Here is an 18,022-nt window from a genome sequence, read left to right as displayed (position 1 = left end):
CCTGCAGAGTGTTGAGTGTGCCTCATTGCTTGTCGTCAGTGGTTCGTTCACGCGTCGAATTGCGCCCTGCGCCGGTCGAGTCGGCCAGGTCCCAGTCGAGTGTCTGTGTCGTGCCGTTGTCGTAGTGAAGGATGATGCGGGCATCGTCGGGCTTGCCCTGGATCGGGTTGAAGCCGACGGCTGAATACAGCACGGACAGACGCACATATCGCCCGGGCTCCACTTCGAGCGTCTCATCCGTGCCGACGTTCATGACCCAGGCATCGAGCGATTTGTTCGCGCCGATCGGCGCGAGCGCGTATCGGGCGTGATCATCCGTCACCAGTTCGGTCGGTTCATGCACGGTGAAGAGTCGCGCCGGGAAGCTCGCGGCCGTAAACCATTCATTGCGATGGCGCCAGCCGGCGTCGGCGGCCGAGTCGGCGTCCATCACGATCGTGTCGCGATTGAATCGGCCGATCAGCGGGATCGACTGCGCGATGCCCAACGGATTGGTGAGCGTCAGGGCGTAGATGCCGAACTCGGCGTCGTCGGCGACGTCGCCGACGCCCTTGAGCACGAACTGCACGTAGGCGAGGCGGCGCTGCGGATCGACGCTCAGCGTCTGCGTGAACATGCTGCGCAGATCCGAGCCGGGCGCACGCGGGCGATCCTTCGACAGCAGAAAAAGCTTGTCGATCGCCACGGCCGCGGCGCTCTGCACCGGCGGGTAGTCGGCGGCGTCCGCCGAAACGTCGGCTCGCGTCCGCTGCGGCATGGACAAGCCGGCCCCACGCGTGAACTGCACCTGCTCGTTGGCGCGAAGCCGGCGCACGTCATCGCGGCTGTAAACTTCGACGACACCCTGAAGCACCGACACATGCCCTTCGCCTTCGCGATCGACGTCGATGGTGAACGCGGTGCCGAGGTCGACGACATCGAAATGCGGCGTATGCACGGTGAACCCGGCGGCGTGCGCGCCGGCTTCGATGAGCACGCGGCCGTAGGTCAGATGCGACTCGGCGGGCCCATCGATGGCGAATTCGGCGGGGCCTTGCAACATGACCGTCGCGCCGCTCCAAAGCTGAAGGTTCATCGAGCCGGAGGCGATGCGAAGCGTCTGCTTGGCGAGGGTCTCGCCGATGTTGCGATGCTCCGAGTCCCAGACGACGTTCTCAGCTCCGAGCAGGACCGCGACGGGCGCCGCCGCGCCGCTCGGCGGCTTGGGCGGATCCGTGGCGGGGGCCATGAATCGTGTCGCCCATCCCAGCGCGACGATCGCCATCGCCGCGGCGATCGCGCCGGCGACGAAGCGCCAGCGAGGCGAACGTGCGACGGCCCTATCCCCATGAACCTTGGCGGGTATCGCGACGGGAGCGTCGGCGAAGGCGGCATCGTGCAGGGTCTGACGCAGCAGGCGGGCAAGCTGCGTCTGCTCAATGAGCAGGGCGGCGTGATCGCGGTCGGCGTTGAGCCATGACTCGAACGGCCCGAACTGGTCGGCTTCGAGCGACCCTTCCAGATACGCGCTGAGCATGGAGCCGATCTGTGCATCGAAGCGCATCAGGCGTCTCCGATCTTGCGAAGACGCCGGTCGATGCACTCGGCAAGCTGCGAGCGCAGACGCGAGAGCATCAGGAACACCGCATTGACGGACATGCCCATCGCCTGCGCGATCTTCGCCCCGGACCAGTCTTCGTGATAGCGCATGCTGAGCATGCGCCGCTGTTTGTCCGGCAGCGTGTTCATGCAAACGCGCAGCGCCTGCATGCGGGCGTGCTCATCGCCGGCCGACAGCGTCTGTTCGCACACCGATGCGAGTTGCTCGACGGTCTGCGGGCTCAAGCTCGAACCCTGCCGGCTGCGCTGGCGATGATGATCGATGACGCGATGGCGCGCGATGGTCATGGCCCATGGCAGAAACGGTCGACTCGGGTCGTAGCTTTCAAAGTCGCGCGCCGCCGTCAGCGCGACGTTCTGTAGCACGTCCTCCGCGTCGGCCGCATTGACGACGACGGTGGAGATGAACGTGCTCAGCGCCGGCTGGGCCGTGACCCACAACCGGGTGAACCGCTCCCATGCTTCGGGATTGTTTGCAAAAGCGTTCTGCATCGACCTGCTCACTCGCCGCGCCGCCTCATGGCCCAACCCAACAACACCTCGCACTGCCCTTCAATGCGTTCAGCGCCGGAAAACCTGTCATGTTTTTACAGAAAATGTCGCGGATGTGCAATGCTGAAAATACACGCAACGTCATGCGGTGAATGGTATTACGATTATTTTAGAATTTTCAGATCGGGACGGCGTCGACGGTGACGGTCAGCTCGTGCTCCCCGCCGCCGAGGGCGACGCCCTTGATCGGGCTCACGTCCCCGTAGTCCCGGCCCCAGGCCAGCACGATGTGCCGGTCCGACGCCAGGCACGCATTCGTCGGGTCCAATGAGACCCATCCGAACTTCGGGCAGAACACATCGACCCACGCATGCGACGCATCCGCCCCGACGAGCCGCGGCTTGCCCGGCGGGGGGTCGGTCCGCAGATACCCGCTGACGTATCGGGCCGCGAGTCCCAGCGATCGCATCACGCCGATCTGAAGATGCGCGAAGTCCTGACAGACGCCGTGATGCGCTTCGAGAATCTCGTCGATCGAGGTGGTGAGCGACGTTGCCTTGGGCGCATACTTGAACTCGCGGTGAATCCGTTTGGTCAGGTCCATCGCGCCCTGTAGCAGCGGGCGACCGGGTGTGAACGACACGCGCCCGAATGCCGCGAGCTTGTCGTTGCGGTAGGCGTAACGCGAGGGGAACACGTACTGATACGCGTCGATGCACTCGGGCGAATCGGCCTTGGCGATGATCTTCGCCGCCTCCTCCCACGGCAGCGAGTCGCCCAGCGGGGGCGTCGGCCGATCGAGCACTTCGATGCGGCTGACGCTTTGAATCACGAGCATGTCATGCGGCTGATCGATGTTGAACGATACGGCGGCGTTGCCGAAAAAGTCGGTGAAGGGCGACATCGATTCGGGCGTCGGTCGGATGTTCAAGGCGTGCCGGTGCCGCCGCTGATACGGCAGATCGCGCGGCGTCAGATGCACCTTGTTCTGACAGTTCAGCGCCGGCTCCGAATAGTCGTACACCGTCTTGTGCGTGATGCGGTACATCATGACGGACGCTCCACGCCCAGATCGCTCAGATGGCGCGACGCCCGCGCATGGCTCAGATAAGTCAACGTCAAAAGCTTCGACAATTCCGCGATCTCCGTCTGAAGCCGATCGATCAGATGGGCCAACGCCGCCCTCTGGTTCTTCGCATTGGGCCGCGCCAATACGTCAACTTCGGTAAGGCGCACGGTCGAGAGCAGCCGCATGATCTGCCGCTGCTGCTCGTTGCGCTGCGTCATCGCCCCGGCCCCGACGAGGTCGTTGATGTGCTCATCCAGCGCGACCATCTGGTACGCCAGCGAGCGCGGATTCGATTCGTCGAGCACGAGCAGGTCGAGCACCGGAGCCGCCTGCACGGAGGTCTGATACCGCGAGCGGTAGGTCATGGCGTTATTGGCGATTTCGAGCATCGACTGCATCCGCTGACCTTCCGCTCCGTCGGCGTGCAGCATGGCGTGACGCATGAGCCCCAGCACCGCCAGCGATCGCTCGATGCGCCGCCCGATGTCGAGGAAGCGCCAGCCCTTTTCATGGGTCATGCCTTCGATAGTCTGCCCGTTGAAGGCGGTGAGCGTCAGAATGGCGTCGTCGAGAATGTGGAACGTCGCGTCGAGCCGCACGGCGAGGTTGCCGGCGGGGGCGACGAACTGCTGCTCGAGCCGATTGAGGATGCGCCACGCATCAATCGAAATGCGATCGCGCACGATCGAAGCCGTGCGCGACACGCGCTGCACATCCCCGCGCACGCTCAACGGGCGCTCCCCGTCGAAAAGCACGCTGATGAGCTGCTCGCCGAGCGTGGCGATCTGCTTGTAGACGTCCTCGGGCTCGATCCCGCCGAGCATGCGGCCCTGATCGACGAGCACGTCGATGAGCCAGGGCAGTTCGTCGGCGTCGTCGAATTCCGATTCGTCGGTCAATCGCTGAAGGGCGCATCGGATGACGCGCACGGTGTTTTCGATGCGTTCGGCGTAGCGGCCCATCCAGTAAAGATTGTCCGCCACGCGCGACGGGAGGATGAAGCCCTGCCGCGTCAGCTCCGTCGAACGCTCGCCCATGCGCAGCAGCGAGAAGTGCTCGACGGGCTTGTCGCTCAGGACCCATGTGTCCTTGCTTCCGCCGCCGCTCTGCATGCTCACCAGACTCGAATCGCGCGATCCGCTGACGCGCGTCAGCCCGCCGGGCATGACACGGTATTGTCCGTCGAGTCCGGCGACGGCGAAGACGCGCAGCATCAGATGGCGCGGCTGCATCTCGCCCTGCACCCACGCCGGCGCGGTCGAGAGCCGCACGCGCTCCTGTCCGACGAAGCGGTAGGGCGCGGCGGCGATGCGCTTGAGCAGCGCGGCGCGCGACGCGTCCGTGAGCTGTTCGCCGAAGATCGGCTCGCCGGGGTCGCTCAAAAACGCCGACTTGACCACCAGGTCCTCCAGATGCTCCGATACATACCTCACCGCATCGGGCTGACCGCACCACCATGTGGCGACGGAAGGCATCTTCAACTCTTCCCCGAGCACTTTGCGGCAAAGTCCCGGCAAAAACGCCATCAGCGCCGGGTTCTCCACGGCGCCGGACCCGAGACTATTGGCGATGACGACGGTGCCGGAGCGCGCCGCCTGCACGAGGCCGGGCACGCCGAGCAGCGAATCCTCGCGCAGCTCCAAGGGGTCGCAATATCCGTCGTCGAGTCGGCGAAGGATGACATCGACGGGCAGCAGGCCGTTGAGCGTTTTGAGGTATACCCGTCCGCCGCGCACCGTCAGATCACCGGGCTCGACGAGGGGATAGCCCAGATAGCGGGCGAGGTACGCGTGTTCGAAATACGTTTCGTTGTAGGCCCCGGGGGTGAGCAGAACGATGCGCGGTCGGTCCTTGTGCGCGGGGGCGAGCGCGGCCAGCAGATCGCGCAGCTTCGAAAAGAATTCAGCGAGGCGATGCACCTGACAGTCGCGGAACACATCGGGCAGCGAGCGTGTCATGACCAGCCGGTTTTCGAGGGCGTACCCCGAGCCGGACGGCGCCTGCGTGCGGTCATTGACGACCCACCAGTGTCCCGTCGGCGCCCGCGCGATGTCGGCGGCGTAAAAGTGCAGGCGCACATCGCCGGGCACATCGAACCCGCTGGCGGCGCGGTGAAAGGACTCGGTGGCGTAGAGCAGCTCCGGCGGCATGACGTGCTCCGCCAGGAGCCGCCGCGGACCGTACACGTCGTTGAGCACATGATTGAGCAGGGAAGCGCGCTGCGCGATGGCCGCCTCGATGTACGCCCATTCGTCCGCCCCGATCATCAATGGCACGGCGTCAAGTTGCCACGGCCGATTGAGCCCGCCGGTTTCGTCGTAGACGTTGTAGGTGACGCCGTTTTCCTGGATGAGTCGGCGGCCCTGTTCCCAGCGGCGGGCCAGTTCCTCGGGGCCGATCTTTTCGATGGCGCTGATGAACGGTTTCCACGCCGGTCGAATCGCTTCGCCGCCGGCGGTCACTTCGTCGAAGTAACCCGGCAGCGACGGGCAACGCCAGAACGCCGGGGGCTGCGAGGCGGCAGGGGGCATGAGACTCGGTTCCATCCTTGTGGTCCATCCCGACACGCGTCGGTACATCCATCATCGGCGCAGCGGCGCCTTTGGTCGAGCATTTTACACTGTTCAATACCCGCGTCGCAGGTCCAGCGTATGCGGGAACTCCGCATTGACCGGCTCTTCGCGGACACTCAGCGGGCCGGGCGTGTGGCCTTCGTCGAAGAAGCGGGCCCGCCGCCGGGCCTCGGCCTCCATGGCGTTGACCGGGAACGTCTCGTAGTTCCGACCGCCGGGGTGCGCGACGTGATAGGTGCATCCGCCGATCGAACGCCCCGCCCACTTGTCGATGATGTCGAACACCAAAGGCGTGTGCACGCCGATCGTCGGATGCAGACAGCTCGGCGGCTGCCACGCCCGGTATCGCACGCCCGCCACGTACTGCCCGTGCACGCCGGTCGCATGCAGCGGGAGACGGCGTCCGTTGCATGTCATGACGTGCCGCGTGTCGATGAGGTTCTCGACCTTGACCTGCAATCGCTCGACGGACGAATCGACGTAACGAGCCGTCGCCCCGCCGACCGGTTCCTCGCCGAGCACGATCCACGGCTCGATCGCCTGTCGCAACTCGATCGCGATATCGTCGCGCTGAATCGTCCCATGCCGCGGGAAGCGAAATTCGTAGTGCACCTTGAACCACTCGGCTTCGAGGTCGAAGCCCGCGGCCCGCATGTCGTCGATCACGTGGCGGAAATCCGACCACACATAATGCGGCAACATGAACTGATCGTGCAGCCGCGTGCCCCATCGGATCGGCCGCTGACGATACGGCTCGCGCCAGAAACGCGCCACCGCCGCCCGGAGCAGAAGCTGCTGCGTCAAGCTCATCTGCGCATGCGGCGGCATCTCCAGCCCGCGGAACTCGACGAGGCCCAACCGCCCCGTCGACGAATCCGGCGAGAACAGCTTGTCGATGCAGAATTCGGCGCGGTGCGTGTTGCCCGTCAGGTCCGTCAGCAGATTGCGGAAGAATCGGTCGACCATCCACGGCGGGACCTTGCCGAACATGCGAAGCTGCCGCTCCATCTCTTCGCAGGCGATTTCCAGTTCATACACGCTGTCGTGCCGGGCCTCGTCGATGCGCGGCGCCTGACTCGTCGGCCCGATGAACTGCCCGCAGAACAGATAGCTGAGCGATGGATGATTGAGCCAGTAGCACACGAGCGATCGCAGCAGATCGGGCCGACGGAGGAACGGACTGTCGGCGGGCGTCGCGCCGCCGAGGACGACGTGGTTGCCTCCGCCGGTGCCGCAGTGCCGGCCGTCGAGCATGAACTTCTCCGTGCCGAGGCGCGCGAGACGGGCTTCGTCGTAGAGCGTCGTCGTGTTGTGAACGAGTTCCTCCCATGACATCGACGGCTGAATGTTCACCTCGATGACGCCGGGGTCGGGCGTGACCTTGAGCGAATTGACGCGATGGTCATGCGGCGGGGGTTCGCCTTCGATGATCACGGCGAGTTTCATCGCCGCCGCCGTCGCCTCGATCGCCGCGATCAGGTCAAGGTATTCTTCGATCCCCGACACCGGCGGCATGAAGATGTACAACCGGCCCTGCCGCACTTCGACGCACAACGCCGTCCGCACGACCCAGTCCGCCGACTCGCCCGGCTTGAGCGGTTCGCGTTCGGCATCGCCATGGCGCTTCGCATTCGCGTTCGGATGATCACGATACTGCCGATGCAGCTCCGTCGGCAACGGATCGCGCGTAGCCATCGGATCGACCGGATGGATATGCGGATAGTGCGCCGCCGAGACCCACGGCAGACTCGGCAACGGCAGTCGCAGCCCGATCGGCGAGTCGCCGGGGATGAGCACCACATGCTGCGCCCGCAGCATCCACAAACCGCTGTACCACACCTTCTGTCCATCCTCCCATCGGCGCGTGAGAGGCAGCACATAGCCGACGGGTTTGCCGAGTCCGTGCGAGAACACACGCCTGAGCCGCGCCCGTTCCTCCGGGTCCTTGATGCGGCTGTCGGTCGGATCGACGTTGATCGGAAGGCGGTGCTCCTTGTCCATGAAATAAATCGGATCCTCGAACGCCGCGGCGACGTGCGCGCCTTTGACCTTGAGCCGATGGGCCAACTCGGTCATGAAGCGCTCCGCGTCGCCGGTGGTGTAACCCAGGTCTTTGGACCCGTCGGCCAACAGCGATTCGTCATGCCAGATCGGATGACCGTCGCGACGCCAGTAGCACGTCAGCGCCCATCGCGGTAGCTGCTCGCCGGGGTACCACTTGCCCTGTCCGAAGTGCAGCAGCCCGCCGGGCGCGAAATGCGCCTTGAGCTTGCGGAGCAGCGATTCGGCGAGCCCGCGCTTCGTCGGACCGACCGCCGCGGTGTTCCATTCCGCGCCTTCCATATCGTCGATCGACACGAACGTCGGCTCGCCCCCGGCGGTCAGGCGCACATCGTCCGCCTTGAGTCGCTCGTCGACCAGACACCCCAGCGCATCGATCCGGGCCCACTGCTCGGAGGTGTACGGCAGCGTGACGCGCGGGTCTTCATGCACGCGCGTCACCTTCATGTGATGCTCGAACTCGACCTCGCAGGGCTCGAGCCCCCCGCTGATCGGCGCGGCGGAGAACGGGTCGGGCGTGGCGGCGACGGGAATGTGGCCTTCCCCCGCCAGCAGCCCGCTCGTCGGATCAAGCCCGATCCAACCGGCGCCGGGGATGTACGCTTCGCACCACGCATGCAGATCGGTGAAGTCCGCCTCCGCGCCGCTGGGGCCGTCGAGCGATTTCTGATCGGGCTTGAGCTGAATCAGGTAGCCCGACACGAAGCGCGCCGCGATGCCGAGTTGCCGAAGCGTCTGCACCAAAAGCCACGCCGAGTCGCGGCACGACCCGCTGGCTTTCTCCAGCGTCTCGTCCGGCGACTGCACGCCCGGCTCCATGCGGATCATGTAGCGGATCATCGTCTGAAGCTGATGATTGAGCCGCGTGATGAACGTCACCGTGTTGCATGCGCTTCGGTCGACGCTCGCCACGAACTTCTTCAAATGCGGCCCCGCCTCGGCAAGCCGCAGAAACGGCGCGATCTCGCGCGAGAGCCAGTCGTCATATTTGAACGGATACGTCTCCGCCGCCGGATCGACGAAAAAATCAAAGGGATTGATCACCGTCATGTCCGCCACGAGATCGACCTCGACGCGGAATTCGTTGATCTTCTCCGGGAACACGATGCGGGCCAGGAAATTCGACTGCGGGTCCTGCTGCCAGTTGATGAAATGCTGTTCGGGCGTGATCTTCAGGCAGTAGCTGAGGATCGGCGTCCGCGCATGCGGCGCGGGGCGCAGTCGGATGAGCTGCGGCCCCATGCCCACGGGCCGATCGTACTTGTAAACCGTCTGATGATTAAGCGCGATACGAATACTCATGATTTGAGCATCTCCGCGTGGACAGCGTTGAGCTGGACCACATCAAACTCAAAATTGGCGTTGGGATTGCGACTGATCGACCGATTGCCAAGGCGCCGCCGCCCGGACGAAAACTCGCCCAACCACAGCCGCAACGGACTGACCACTGGCTCGCATGGACGCACATCTTAAGGGCTGGCGCGGCAAAATGAAACAACTAGCTTTTGCGGCCAAATCCGTTAGTTGAGCGTGCTCAGAAACTCGATGACATCGCGTATCTGCGCCTTGGTCAGAATCGCCCCCATCGGCGGCATCACCGACACCACCGGCGCCCGGCTCGCGATGTCGCTCACCGCCACGGTGGCCAGCGAGCCGTCGCCCATGGCGATGGTCAGCGTAGTCTTGTCCTCCTTGCGGAGGAATCCGGACACCGTGGTGCCGTTCTTGAGCGTGACGCTGGCGACGCCGAAGCCCTCGACGACGACGGCGGAGGGCTCGATGAGCGACTGAAGGAGGTAGGACCGCGGGGCGCGCTGGCCGACCTTCGACAGATTCGGCGCGACGGGGTTCGGGGCGTCACTGATGGAGTGACAACGGATGCAGCCGGCGGCGAGGTTGTCCGTGAAGATCACGCGCCCGCGATCGGCGTCGCCTCCGACAAGCGTCTCGCTGTACGCCGCCAGCGGATCGCTCTTGGACTTGGCGCTCTCATACTTGTCGAGCTTTTTCTTGATGGAGTTGTCCTTGCTGAGTTTCGCGGCCTCGATGAGGTCAAGTTGAATCTCCGCCGGGATTTTGCCGGTGAGCAGTTGATCCATCTGCTCATTGAGTACGCCCACCGCCTTCTTGTCCTTGGGCATGTCGCCGAGCACGGCCAGGGCCGCCTGCTGCTGGCTCGTCTCGCCGTTGAGCAGTTTCTTGAGGGCGTCGACGAGATTGCCGCCTTCTGTCTGCGTCATGAGCTTCACCGCCGCGATGCGGACATTCTTGTCGCCATCGCCGATCGCGGTGTCGACGGCTTGCTTGAGCAGCGGGTGATGCAGATTCGCCATCGCCGACAGGGCCGCCATGTGCAGCACCGGCGCGGCCTTCGGGTCGGCGACCCAGATCGGCAGCAGGGCGTTGTATCCGCCATAGTGCAACTTGCCCGCCGCCGTCGCCGCCGCGGCACGCACCGCGTCCGGGCAATCAGCGGCGGTCAGTGCGGTCGACTTGTCGAGCATGGTATAGATCAGCTTGACGTCCCGTCCCGGCAGCGGGCGATATACGCCTTCCACCCGATCGATTTCCAGCTTGTCGTTCCAGTACGAAAGCGCGGCCAGCGCCTCGGCACGCATGTCGATCGGCCCGGCGCTGTCGGCGGCGTAGTCGATGAGCCGCTGCGCATCGGCGGGTTCGCCCAGCCGCAGATTCGCATTGATCGCCCGGCGAAGCAGCGCGACGTTCCTGAGCCCCGTGCGCTCGAGTACCTTCGCCAAAGCCGGCAGGGCGGCGGGAATCGAACGATCATCATGAATCGCCCGCGCCGCCTCGGCGACGACGGATTCGTCCGCATCATCGAGAAATACTGCGACGCCCGGGTCCGCCATGCGCCGCAGCGCGATCACCGCCGCGAGCCGCACCGCCGTCGACGAATGCTTGCACAGCGCGACGACCGTGTTGGCATCGCCGATGCCCGCCAGCGCGTACGCCCCCGCGTGTCGCAACACCTGATCCGCATCATTGTTCGCCTCGATCATCTTCACCACCGGCCCGACCTCCGCCGGCATTCCGACCTTGCCCAGCGCGATCGCCGCCTGATAACGCACGCGCGCCGAATCATCCGCCAGCGCCGCGATCAATGCCGGCTCAACATCCTTCTGACGCGCGTCGCCGGCGACCTTCGCCGCCTGCTCGCGCACATGGGCATCGTCATCATGCATGAGGTCCGCGATCGATCCGCCGTCCGGCAGGCCCTTGCGATGGCTCAACTCGGCGAGGCCCCACATCGCATGAATCCGCGCCAAGGGCGCCGCCTTCGTGTCTTTCGCGACCGCCCACAGATCGCCGCTCAAGCCGCGCTTGACCAGCTCGAACTGCGCCGCCTGACGCACGCGCATGTCCGCATGGCCGAGCAGCGCTTTGAGCGATGCAACTTCGCGCTGGTCCATACCCGTATTGAGCAGCTTTTGCGTTTCGAGTCGTGCCGGCGACGGCGGCGTCGCGGCGTCGTCGAGTTTCCAAACCTTGCCCTTACCCTGCGGGACCCATCCGCCTAGCCAGTCGGCCACGTACAGATCGCCGTCGGGTCCGAACGTGATGCCCGCCCCGACGAGTCCGCGGTAGAGCACCTCGGGTTCGCCCATCTCGAAGCCGGCGCCTTTGGGCGTGAGCGTGAACATGCTCAGCACGCCGCTGGGCGCTTCGGTCAGAAAGAAGCGCCCGCGGAATCTGTCCGAAAGCGCCGTGCCCGGTTCATATTTGAATCCGCACGGCCCCGATGAATAATTGGCGATCGGCGCGAGAAAGTACGCCGCCTGACCCTTTTCCCGCGGCTTCCACATGTTTTCGTTCATCCACGGGTTGTACTCCTGCCCGCGATACTGCCAGTTGTTGCGCCATCCCGAATCGCTGCCCTCGGCGATGTACACCACACGCTCGCGCTCGCCGGGGAAGTCGCCGTCGTTGTCGACGTTGAACAGATACCCGTATTCATCGAAGGCGATCTCCTGCGGATTGCGCAGCCCGTAAGCGTAGACCTCCAGTTCGCTGCCGTCGGGATTGCATCGCCAGACGGTGCCGGTGTGCGTGTAGACAAGCTTGCGGCCGTCGGGCGTGGTGACGTTCGCGCCTTTGTCAGCGAGGGACCAGTAGATTTTGCCGTCCGGCCCGATGGTCAATCCGTGCATGTCGTGCCCGGAGTAGCCGCACTTGACGCCGTAGCCGGTGGAGAGAATTTTGCGTTCGTCGACTTTGCCGTCGCCGTTGGTGTCGCGCAGTTTCCACAGATCGGGGATGCACGTCAGATACACATCGCCGTCGAACGCCAGCACGCCCGCCGCCACACCGGTCACTTCATTGTTGAACCCGTCCGCGTAGACAATCGACTTGTCAGCCGTGCCGTCGCCGTCCGTGTCGCGCAGCTCGATGATCTGCTCGCTCTGTACCGCCAGATCGCGCCAATCCTTCTTGCCATCCTTGTTCAGATCGCCCGCCTTGTTGGAAGTGGCGAAGCGCTCGTGCAGAAACGCCCGGCGTTCCTCCGTGCTCGAAAGCGAAAGCACTTTCGCCACCTCCGGCCCGCCGCGGTAGTCCAGGTCGGAACTTCGCCGGCGGGTCGTGACGGTGACGAAGACGTTGCCGTGATCGTCGACGCTGATGGCGATCGGGCTGCCGAGCATCGACTCGCCGGCGAAGAGCGTCGCCTTGAGCTTGGCGTGCGCAGCGTCGAGCTTTTCCTGATGGTCGCTGTCCTCCTGCGCCGGCGCGACGGCGCCGAGCGACAGGATCACGGTGATGATGACGACACAGCGGCGCAGACAATCCGTGGGCATGCCCATCCTTTCAAACAGTCGACGAATGATCGGAAGCGCGGGCCCGCGGAGCGATGTCGGCGTCAAAGGTAACGCGTATGCCCGTCCCATCGCACGAAGCCTTCCATCGCTTCGTACTCGGGCAGGCCCAGCTCGTCGTAGATGCGGGCGGTGTCGCGGTTGCGGTCCTCGGCGCGCTGCCAGAACTCGCGCTTGTCGGAGCCGGGGAACATGGCCTTGTCCTTCTGGCTCTGGTGCTTGAAGATCGCCACGCGCTTGCGCATCAGCTCATCGGGGCTGATCGGCACCGCCATCTCGATCTTCTCGGGCTCCCATTCCTGCCACGCCCCGCGATACAGCCAGACCTCGCAGTCGTCGAACCACTTTTCATCGCGCAGGATTTCGATCGCGCGGATGATGGCCGACAGACATACGCGGTGCGTCCCATGCGGGTCGGACAAGTCGCCGGCGGCGTAGATCTGATGCGGCTTAATCTCGCGGAGCAGTTCCACGATGATCTTCACATCCTCATCGCCGATCGCCTTCTTGCGCACGGTGCCGGTTTCATAGAAGGGCATGTCCAGGAAATGGCAATGCTCTTCGGGGACGCCGGCGGCGCGGGCGCCCGCCTTGGCTTCGCCGCGGCGGATCATGCCCTTGATCTTCTGAATCTGCGGGCTGTCGGTCTGACCGGGCTCGCGGTTCTTGAGGAACTGCTCGATATGCTTTTCGATCTCGACGGTCTGCTGCTTGTCGATGCCGAAGATCTGGTTGAACTCGGCGGCGAAGTCGGTGAAGCGACGCGCATCGTCATCGAACACGGCAATGTTGCCGGAGGTCTGATAGGCGATGTGGACTTCGTGACCGTGATCGGCGAGGCGGATCAGCGTGCCGCCCATCGAGATGACGTCGTCATCGGGGTGAGGGGAGAAGCAGATGACGCGCTTGGGGAAGATGCGGTCGGTGGGGCGGGTCATGTCGCCGGGCTTCTTGAGATGCTCGGGCTTGCCGCCGGGCCAGCCGGTGATCGTGCGCTGCATCAGACGGAACACGCGCACGTTGATGTCGTACGCCGACCCGTGATCGGCGAGCAGGTCCTGCAGGTGGTTTTCGTTGTAGTCCTCGTCGGTGAGCTTGAGGATGGGCTTTTTGACCTTGCGGGCGAGCCAGATGACGGCGGTGCGGATCGTGGCTTCGTCCCATTCGATGGGGCCCAGCACCCAGGGCGCCTTGGTGCGCGTGAGCTGCGCCGACGCCGCGGCGTCGAGCATGATCTGCGCGTTGGGGTGCTCCTGCAGAAAGCTGGCGGCGATCTGGTCGGTGATCTCGCCTTCGATGGCTTTGGCCACGACCGGCGCCTTGCCTTCGCCGAACGCCATCAGCAGGATGCGCTTGGCGCGGAGAATCGTCGCGACGCCCATCGTGATGGCGCGGCGGGGGACGTTCTCCTTGCCGAAGAAGTCGGCGGCGGCGTCGTTGCGCGTCACGTTGTCGAGCGTGATGAGGCGCGTGACGGAGTTGCGGCCGGAGCCCGGCTCGTTGAACCCGACGTGACCGGTGCGGCCGATGCCGAGAATCTGCAGGTCGATGCCGCCCGCCTCGGCGATTGCGCGCTCGTAACCGGCGCAGTGCTCGGGCATCTGCTCCAGCGCCAGCGTGCCGTCGGGGATGTGCACGTTCCTGCGGTCGATGTCGATGTGATCGAAAAGGTGCTCGTTCATGAAGCGCACGTAGGACTGAAGCTCGTGCGGCTGCATGGGGAAGTATTCGTCGAGGTTGAACGTGATGACGTTCTTGAAGCTCAGGCCTTCTTCGCGATGCATGCGGATCAGTTCGGCGTAGACGCCGGTCGGCGTGGAGCCGGTCGCCAGCCCCAGCACGGCGTTCTGCTTTTTGGCGGCCTTGTCACGAATGAGCTGCGCCATCTCGCGCGCCACCGCCACGGAGGCCTCGCGCGATTGGTTGAAAATCACCGTCGGAATCAGCTCCCGCTGCGTCAGCAGGTAGTCGGGCATCGTCGTCATGATCGGAACACTCCGAAGTAGCGGCGGGGTACTATTTTACCCGGTTCCATAGCGCAGGCAAAAGTCAGCGTTCACTTCGCTCTAACCGTTCGCCGACCGGGATTTCAGCGTGACTTGCGCCGTCGCAGCCCCGCCAGCAGGCCCAACATCGTCAGGATCGACGCCGGCTCGGGCACATGACGCAGCTCGTACGTCACCATCAACTCGCCGCCGTTGTCGGCATAACTGCCGGGCTCGAGCAGGTGAATGTAGCCGTCGGAGTCGAGGAACCCGAGCGTGAGCCGGTCGGCGCCCGTCGGCACGTTGAATTCCTGAAACGCGATCGTGTTCGACGTCCCGTCGAGAATCATTCCCAGCCCCATCATCTGCTCCAGCAGCAACCATGACACATACCCGCCCGGCGGGAACAGTTCGCTGGTGCCGTCAGCGTAGTAGAACGCGCCGCCGTGATCGGCGTCGGCCATATTCATCTCGCTGAACACGACGGTGTTCGAGGTGCCGTCGGTGATGAACCGCACCGAGCCATCGCCGAAGAGCGCCGCCTGACCGTTGCCCAACTGCCGCACCGATCCGTCTCCGAGCACCGCGGACCAGTTGCCGTCGGCGTCGCTCTGAAGGTCAGCGGTGCTCTCGCCGAAGAGGATCGTATTGGACGAGCCGTCGCGGATGAACCGGACGGAGCCGTCGCCGAAGACGAAGTTGTCGCCATCGTTGACGGTTCCGCTGGTGCTGTCGGAGCGTTCGTAGGACCAGACGCCGCCGGTCCGGATGAACCGGACGGACCCGTCGCCGAATGTCACGGTGTACCCGTCGGCTTCGCTGCCGGCGAACACCGGGTCGCCCTCGCCGAGGAGCAGCGTGTTGGAGGTGCCGTCGTCGATGACGCGGACGGAGCCATCGGCGGTGCGGAAGCTTGACCCATTGGACACGAACCGCACGGATCCATCCGTCGGCGCCTCGATGTTCGAGGACGAGCCGAGCTGCCGGACGGACCCGTCGCCGTACGTGACTTTCCATCCGGTGTTGTTGTCGCCCGAGATATTCGCGGTCATTTCTCCGAAGAGGATCGTGTTGGAAGTGCCGTCCTGGATGAACCGGACGGAGCCGTCGGCGAAGGCGAAGTTGTCGCCGTTGTTGAGCGCGCCGCTGGAGCCGTCGGAGTGAACGTAGGACCAGACGCCGCCGGTGCGGATAAATCGGACGGAGCCGTCGCCGAAGGTCGCGGTGTATCCGTCGGCTTCGGACCCGCTGAAGGCGGCGCTGCCTTCGCTGATGAGCAGGGTGTTGGAGGTGCCGTCGTCGATGACGCGGACGGACCCGTCGCCGAAACGGAAGCTCGATCCGTCATTGACGAACCGGACGGAGCCGTCGCCGATGAAGAACGGTTGATTGAGCACGGGGTTGACCGACCGGAAGTTGTACGCGCTGGGCGAGTCGTAGATGACCGTCGGCGCCGGGGGCCCGCCCTGCGTCGACGAGTAGAACACGCCGACGAGCGCCATCTGCCGTGCCGGCGAACCGCTGAACCACGCCCCGGCGATCCCGTTCGCTCCGGGCGTCAGCGCTCGCCCGTCCGTGTTGTCGGCCGTCAGGTACGACACGCCGCCGTCGGGTCCGACGAAAGCGCCGTCGGCCGACGCACGGGTCATGCCCGTGATGGTCGGAAAGATGAACTGCAGGTTCGAACCGGCCGCGAAGCTGATGGTCCACGGCGTGACGCCGGCGGCGCTGTACGTCGTCGCCGCGCCTTCGATGTCGAACACGGACGCCCGGCCGTCGACGATGCTGCTGCCCGTCTGTATCACTTGTCCGTTCGCCGCCGCACCCATCGCGCACACGCACAGCACCAACGACGCAAAACACATTCGCATGGGGGGATTCTCCCTTGTAAAGTCCCGTGCGAAAATCATAATTTTGGAGAGCGGTGCGCGTCAAGAAAATTCGCCGCGCGACCTCAAAAAGATTCCGTCAGGCGATGATGTCATTGACGACGTTCCCCGCCACGTCGGTCAGCCGGAAGTCGCGGCCGGCGTAGCGGTAGGTCAGCTTCTCGTGGTCGAAGCCGAGCAGCGCCAGAATCGTGGCGTGCAGATCGTGCACATGCACCGGGTTTTCCTCCGCGACCCACCCGATATCGTCAGTCGCGCCGTAAACGGTTCCGCCCTTGACCCCGCCGCCGGCCATCCACATCGAGAACCCGTAGTGGTTATGGTCACGCCCCGTCATCGACCCTTCATTGGCACCGCTCTTGGGCATCTCCACCGCCGGCGTCCGCCCGAACTCCCCGCCCCAGATCACCAGCGTCTCGTCCAGCAGTCCGCGCATTTTCAGGTCCGTCAGCAGCGCCGCGATCGGCTGATCGCACTGCTTGGCCAGCTTGCCGTGCTCACGCTCCAGATGATCGTGCGAGTCCCACGGCTGACCTTCCCCGTGCCAAAGCTGCACGAAACGCACGCCGCGCTCGATGAGCCGGCGGGTCATCAGGTAGTAGCTCGCGTGCTTGTTGGTCTTCGTGCCGTACATCTCATGGATGTAATCCGGCTCCTGCGACAAGTCGAACGCATCGGTCGCTTCGATCTGCATGCGGTACGCCAGCTCGAAGCTCTGAATGCGCGCATCGAGATCGGGGGCCGCGCCGCGCGTCTGCGCATGCTGACGATTCAGCGCCGCAAGCAGGTCAAGCTGCTTGCGCTGCTCGGCGCGATTGGTCCAGTTGTTTTTGACATATTCGACGATCTGATCGGTCGGCCGGCTCGGGTCCAGATACGTGCCCTGATACACGCCCGGCAGGAAAGCCGACTGCCAGTTCTGCGTCTGCTTCACGGGATAGCCGCCGGGGCACATGGCGATGAAGCCCGGCAGGTTCTGGTTCTCCGTGCCCAGACCGTAGTTGATCCACGACCCCATCGACGGGCGCACGAAGATGTTGTCCCCGCAGTTCATGAGCATCAGCGACGGTTCATGATTCGGCACGTTGGCGTGCATCGAGCGGATGATGCACATGTCGTCGATATGCTCGGCGGTGCGCGAGAAAAGGTCCGTCACCTCGATGCCGCTCTGGCCGTATTTGCGGCTCTTGAAGGGCGAGCCGTAGAGCGTGCCGGTGGGGCGTTCGGTGCTGTGGCGCTGCGGGGGATTTTTGCCGCTCATTTCAGTGAGCTTGGCCTTGGGGTCGAACGTATCGACCTGGCTGGGCCCGCCGTTCATGAACAGGTGAATCACGCGCTTGGCCTTGCCGGGAAACTGTGGGGAGCGCGGCGTCATCGGATTGGCGCTGATCGCGCCGCGGGCTTCGCTTTGCAGCAGCGGGGCGAGGCCGAGCATGCCCATACCCATGCCCACCTGCTTGAGCAGTTCCCGCCGGCTTGTCGGCAGTCGCGTCGGATTAAAATCGTGCGGCAGTTTCATGGC

Annotated in this window: 9 protein-coding genes; all 9 read right to left on the bottom strand. The window is 64.6% G+C overall.

Features of this window, described 5'->3' with window-relative positions:
• Nucleotides 1–22 precede the first annotated feature (22 nt).
• On the bottom strand, nucleotides 23–1,543 hold the full coding sequence (locus tag GC162_18815) for a hypothetical protein (protein ID MBI1370695.1): 1,521 nt from the start codon (nucleotides 1,541–1,543) through the stop codon (nucleotides 23–25).
• The gene (locus GC162_18810) at nucleotides 1,543–2,091 is read right to left on the bottom strand and encodes a sigma-70 family RNA polymerase sigma factor (GenBank protein MBI1370694.1); all 549 of its coding nucleotides are present in this window, start codon (nucleotides 2,089–2,091) and stop codon (nucleotides 1,543–1,545) included. The genes GC162_18815 and GC162_18810 overlap by 1 nt, the downstream gene beginning before the upstream one ends.
• A gap of 178 nt (nucleotides 2,092–2,269) precedes the next feature.
• Entirely contained in the window at nucleotides 2,270–3,142 is an 873-nt protein-coding gene (locus GC162_18805; protein ID MBI1370693.1) for a transglutaminase family protein, read from the bottom strand.
• On the bottom strand, nucleotides 3,139–5,739 hold the full coding sequence (locus GC162_18800) for a hypothetical protein (protein MBI1370692.1): 2,601 nt from the start codon (nucleotides 5,737–5,739) through the stop codon (nucleotides 3,139–3,141). The genes GC162_18805 and GC162_18800 overlap by 4 nt, the downstream gene beginning before the upstream one ends.
• A 45-nt stretch (nucleotides 5,740–5,784) precedes the next feature.
• Nucleotides 5,785–9,096: an IMP dehydrogenase gene (locus GC162_18795; GenBank protein MBI1370691.1), complete on the bottom strand. Its 3,312-nt coding sequence runs from the start codon at nucleotides 9,094–9,096 to the stop codon at nucleotides 5,785–5,787.
• Between the two features lie 218 nt (nucleotides 9,097–9,314).
• Complete coding sequence (locus GC162_18790) at nucleotides 9,315–12,698, bottom strand: c-type cytochrome (protein MBI1370690.1); 3,384 nt, start codon at nucleotides 12,696–12,698, stop codon at nucleotides 9,315–9,317.
• Nucleotides 12,671–14,611, bottom strand: coding sequence for a glucosamine-6-phosphate deaminase (gene nagB, locus GC162_18785; GenBank protein ID MBI1370689.1), 1,941 nt, complete (start codon nucleotides 14,609–14,611; stop codon nucleotides 12,671–12,673). Before nagB ends, GC162_18790 begins: the two co-directional genes overlap by 28 nt.
• A 104-nt stretch (nucleotides 14,612–14,715) precedes the next feature.
• Entirely contained in the window at nucleotides 14,716–16,482 is a 1,767-nt protein-coding gene (locus tag GC162_18780; protein MBI1370688.1) for a hypothetical protein, read from the bottom strand.
• Between the two features lie 97 nt (nucleotides 16,483–16,579).
• A complete protein-coding gene (locus GC162_18775) occupies nucleotides 16,580–18,019 on the bottom strand; it encodes a DUF1501 domain-containing protein (GenBank protein MBI1370687.1) in 1,440 nt (479 codons plus the stop codon).
• Nucleotides 18,020–18,022 lie beyond the last annotated feature (3 nt).

The sequence above is a fragment of the Planctomycetota bacterium genome (assembly GCA_016125255.1).
Lineage (GTDB): Bacteria > Planctomycetota > Phycisphaerae > Phycisphaerales > Zrk34 > RI-421.
The sequence above is the reverse complement of the archived record's forward strand: the minus strand, read 5'-3'. Positions and strand labels throughout refer to the sequence as shown.

Excerpts from the sequence above, each read along its gene's own strand:
- GC162_18790 (MBI1370690.1), bottom strand. The coding sequence starts at position 12,698 with ATGGGACGGGCATACGCGTTACCTTTGACGCCGACATCGCTCCGCGGG.
- GC162_18815 (MBI1370695.1), bottom strand. The coding sequence starts at position 1,543 with ATGCGCTTCGATGCACAGATCGGCTCCATGCTCAGCGCGTATCTGGAA.
- GC162_18810 (MBI1370694.1), bottom strand. The coding sequence starts at position 2,091 with ATGCAGAACGCTTTTGCAAACAATCCCGAAGCATGGGAGCGGTTCACC.
- GC162_18805 (MBI1370693.1), bottom strand. The coding sequence starts at position 3,142 with ATGATGTACCGCATCACGCACAAGACGGTGTACGACTATTCGGAGCCG.
- GC162_18795 (MBI1370691.1), bottom strand. The coding sequence starts at position 9,096 with ATGAGTATTCGTATCGCGCTTAATCATCAGACGGTTTACAAGTACGAT.
- GC162_18780 (MBI1370688.1), bottom strand. The coding sequence starts at position 16,482 with ATGCGAATGTGTTTTGCGTCGTTGGTGCTGTGCGTGTGCGCGATGGGT.
- nagB (MBI1370689.1), bottom strand. The coding sequence starts at position 14,611 with ATGACGACGATGCCCGACTACCTGCTGACGCAGCGGGAGCTGATTCCG.
- GC162_18800 (MBI1370692.1), bottom strand. The coding sequence starts at position 5,739 with ATGTACCGACGCGTGTCGGGATGGACCACAAGGATGGAACCGAGTCTC.
- GC162_18775 (MBI1370687.1), bottom strand. The coding sequence starts at position 18,019 with ATGAAACTGCCGCACGATTTTAATCCGACGCGACTGCCGACAAGCCGG.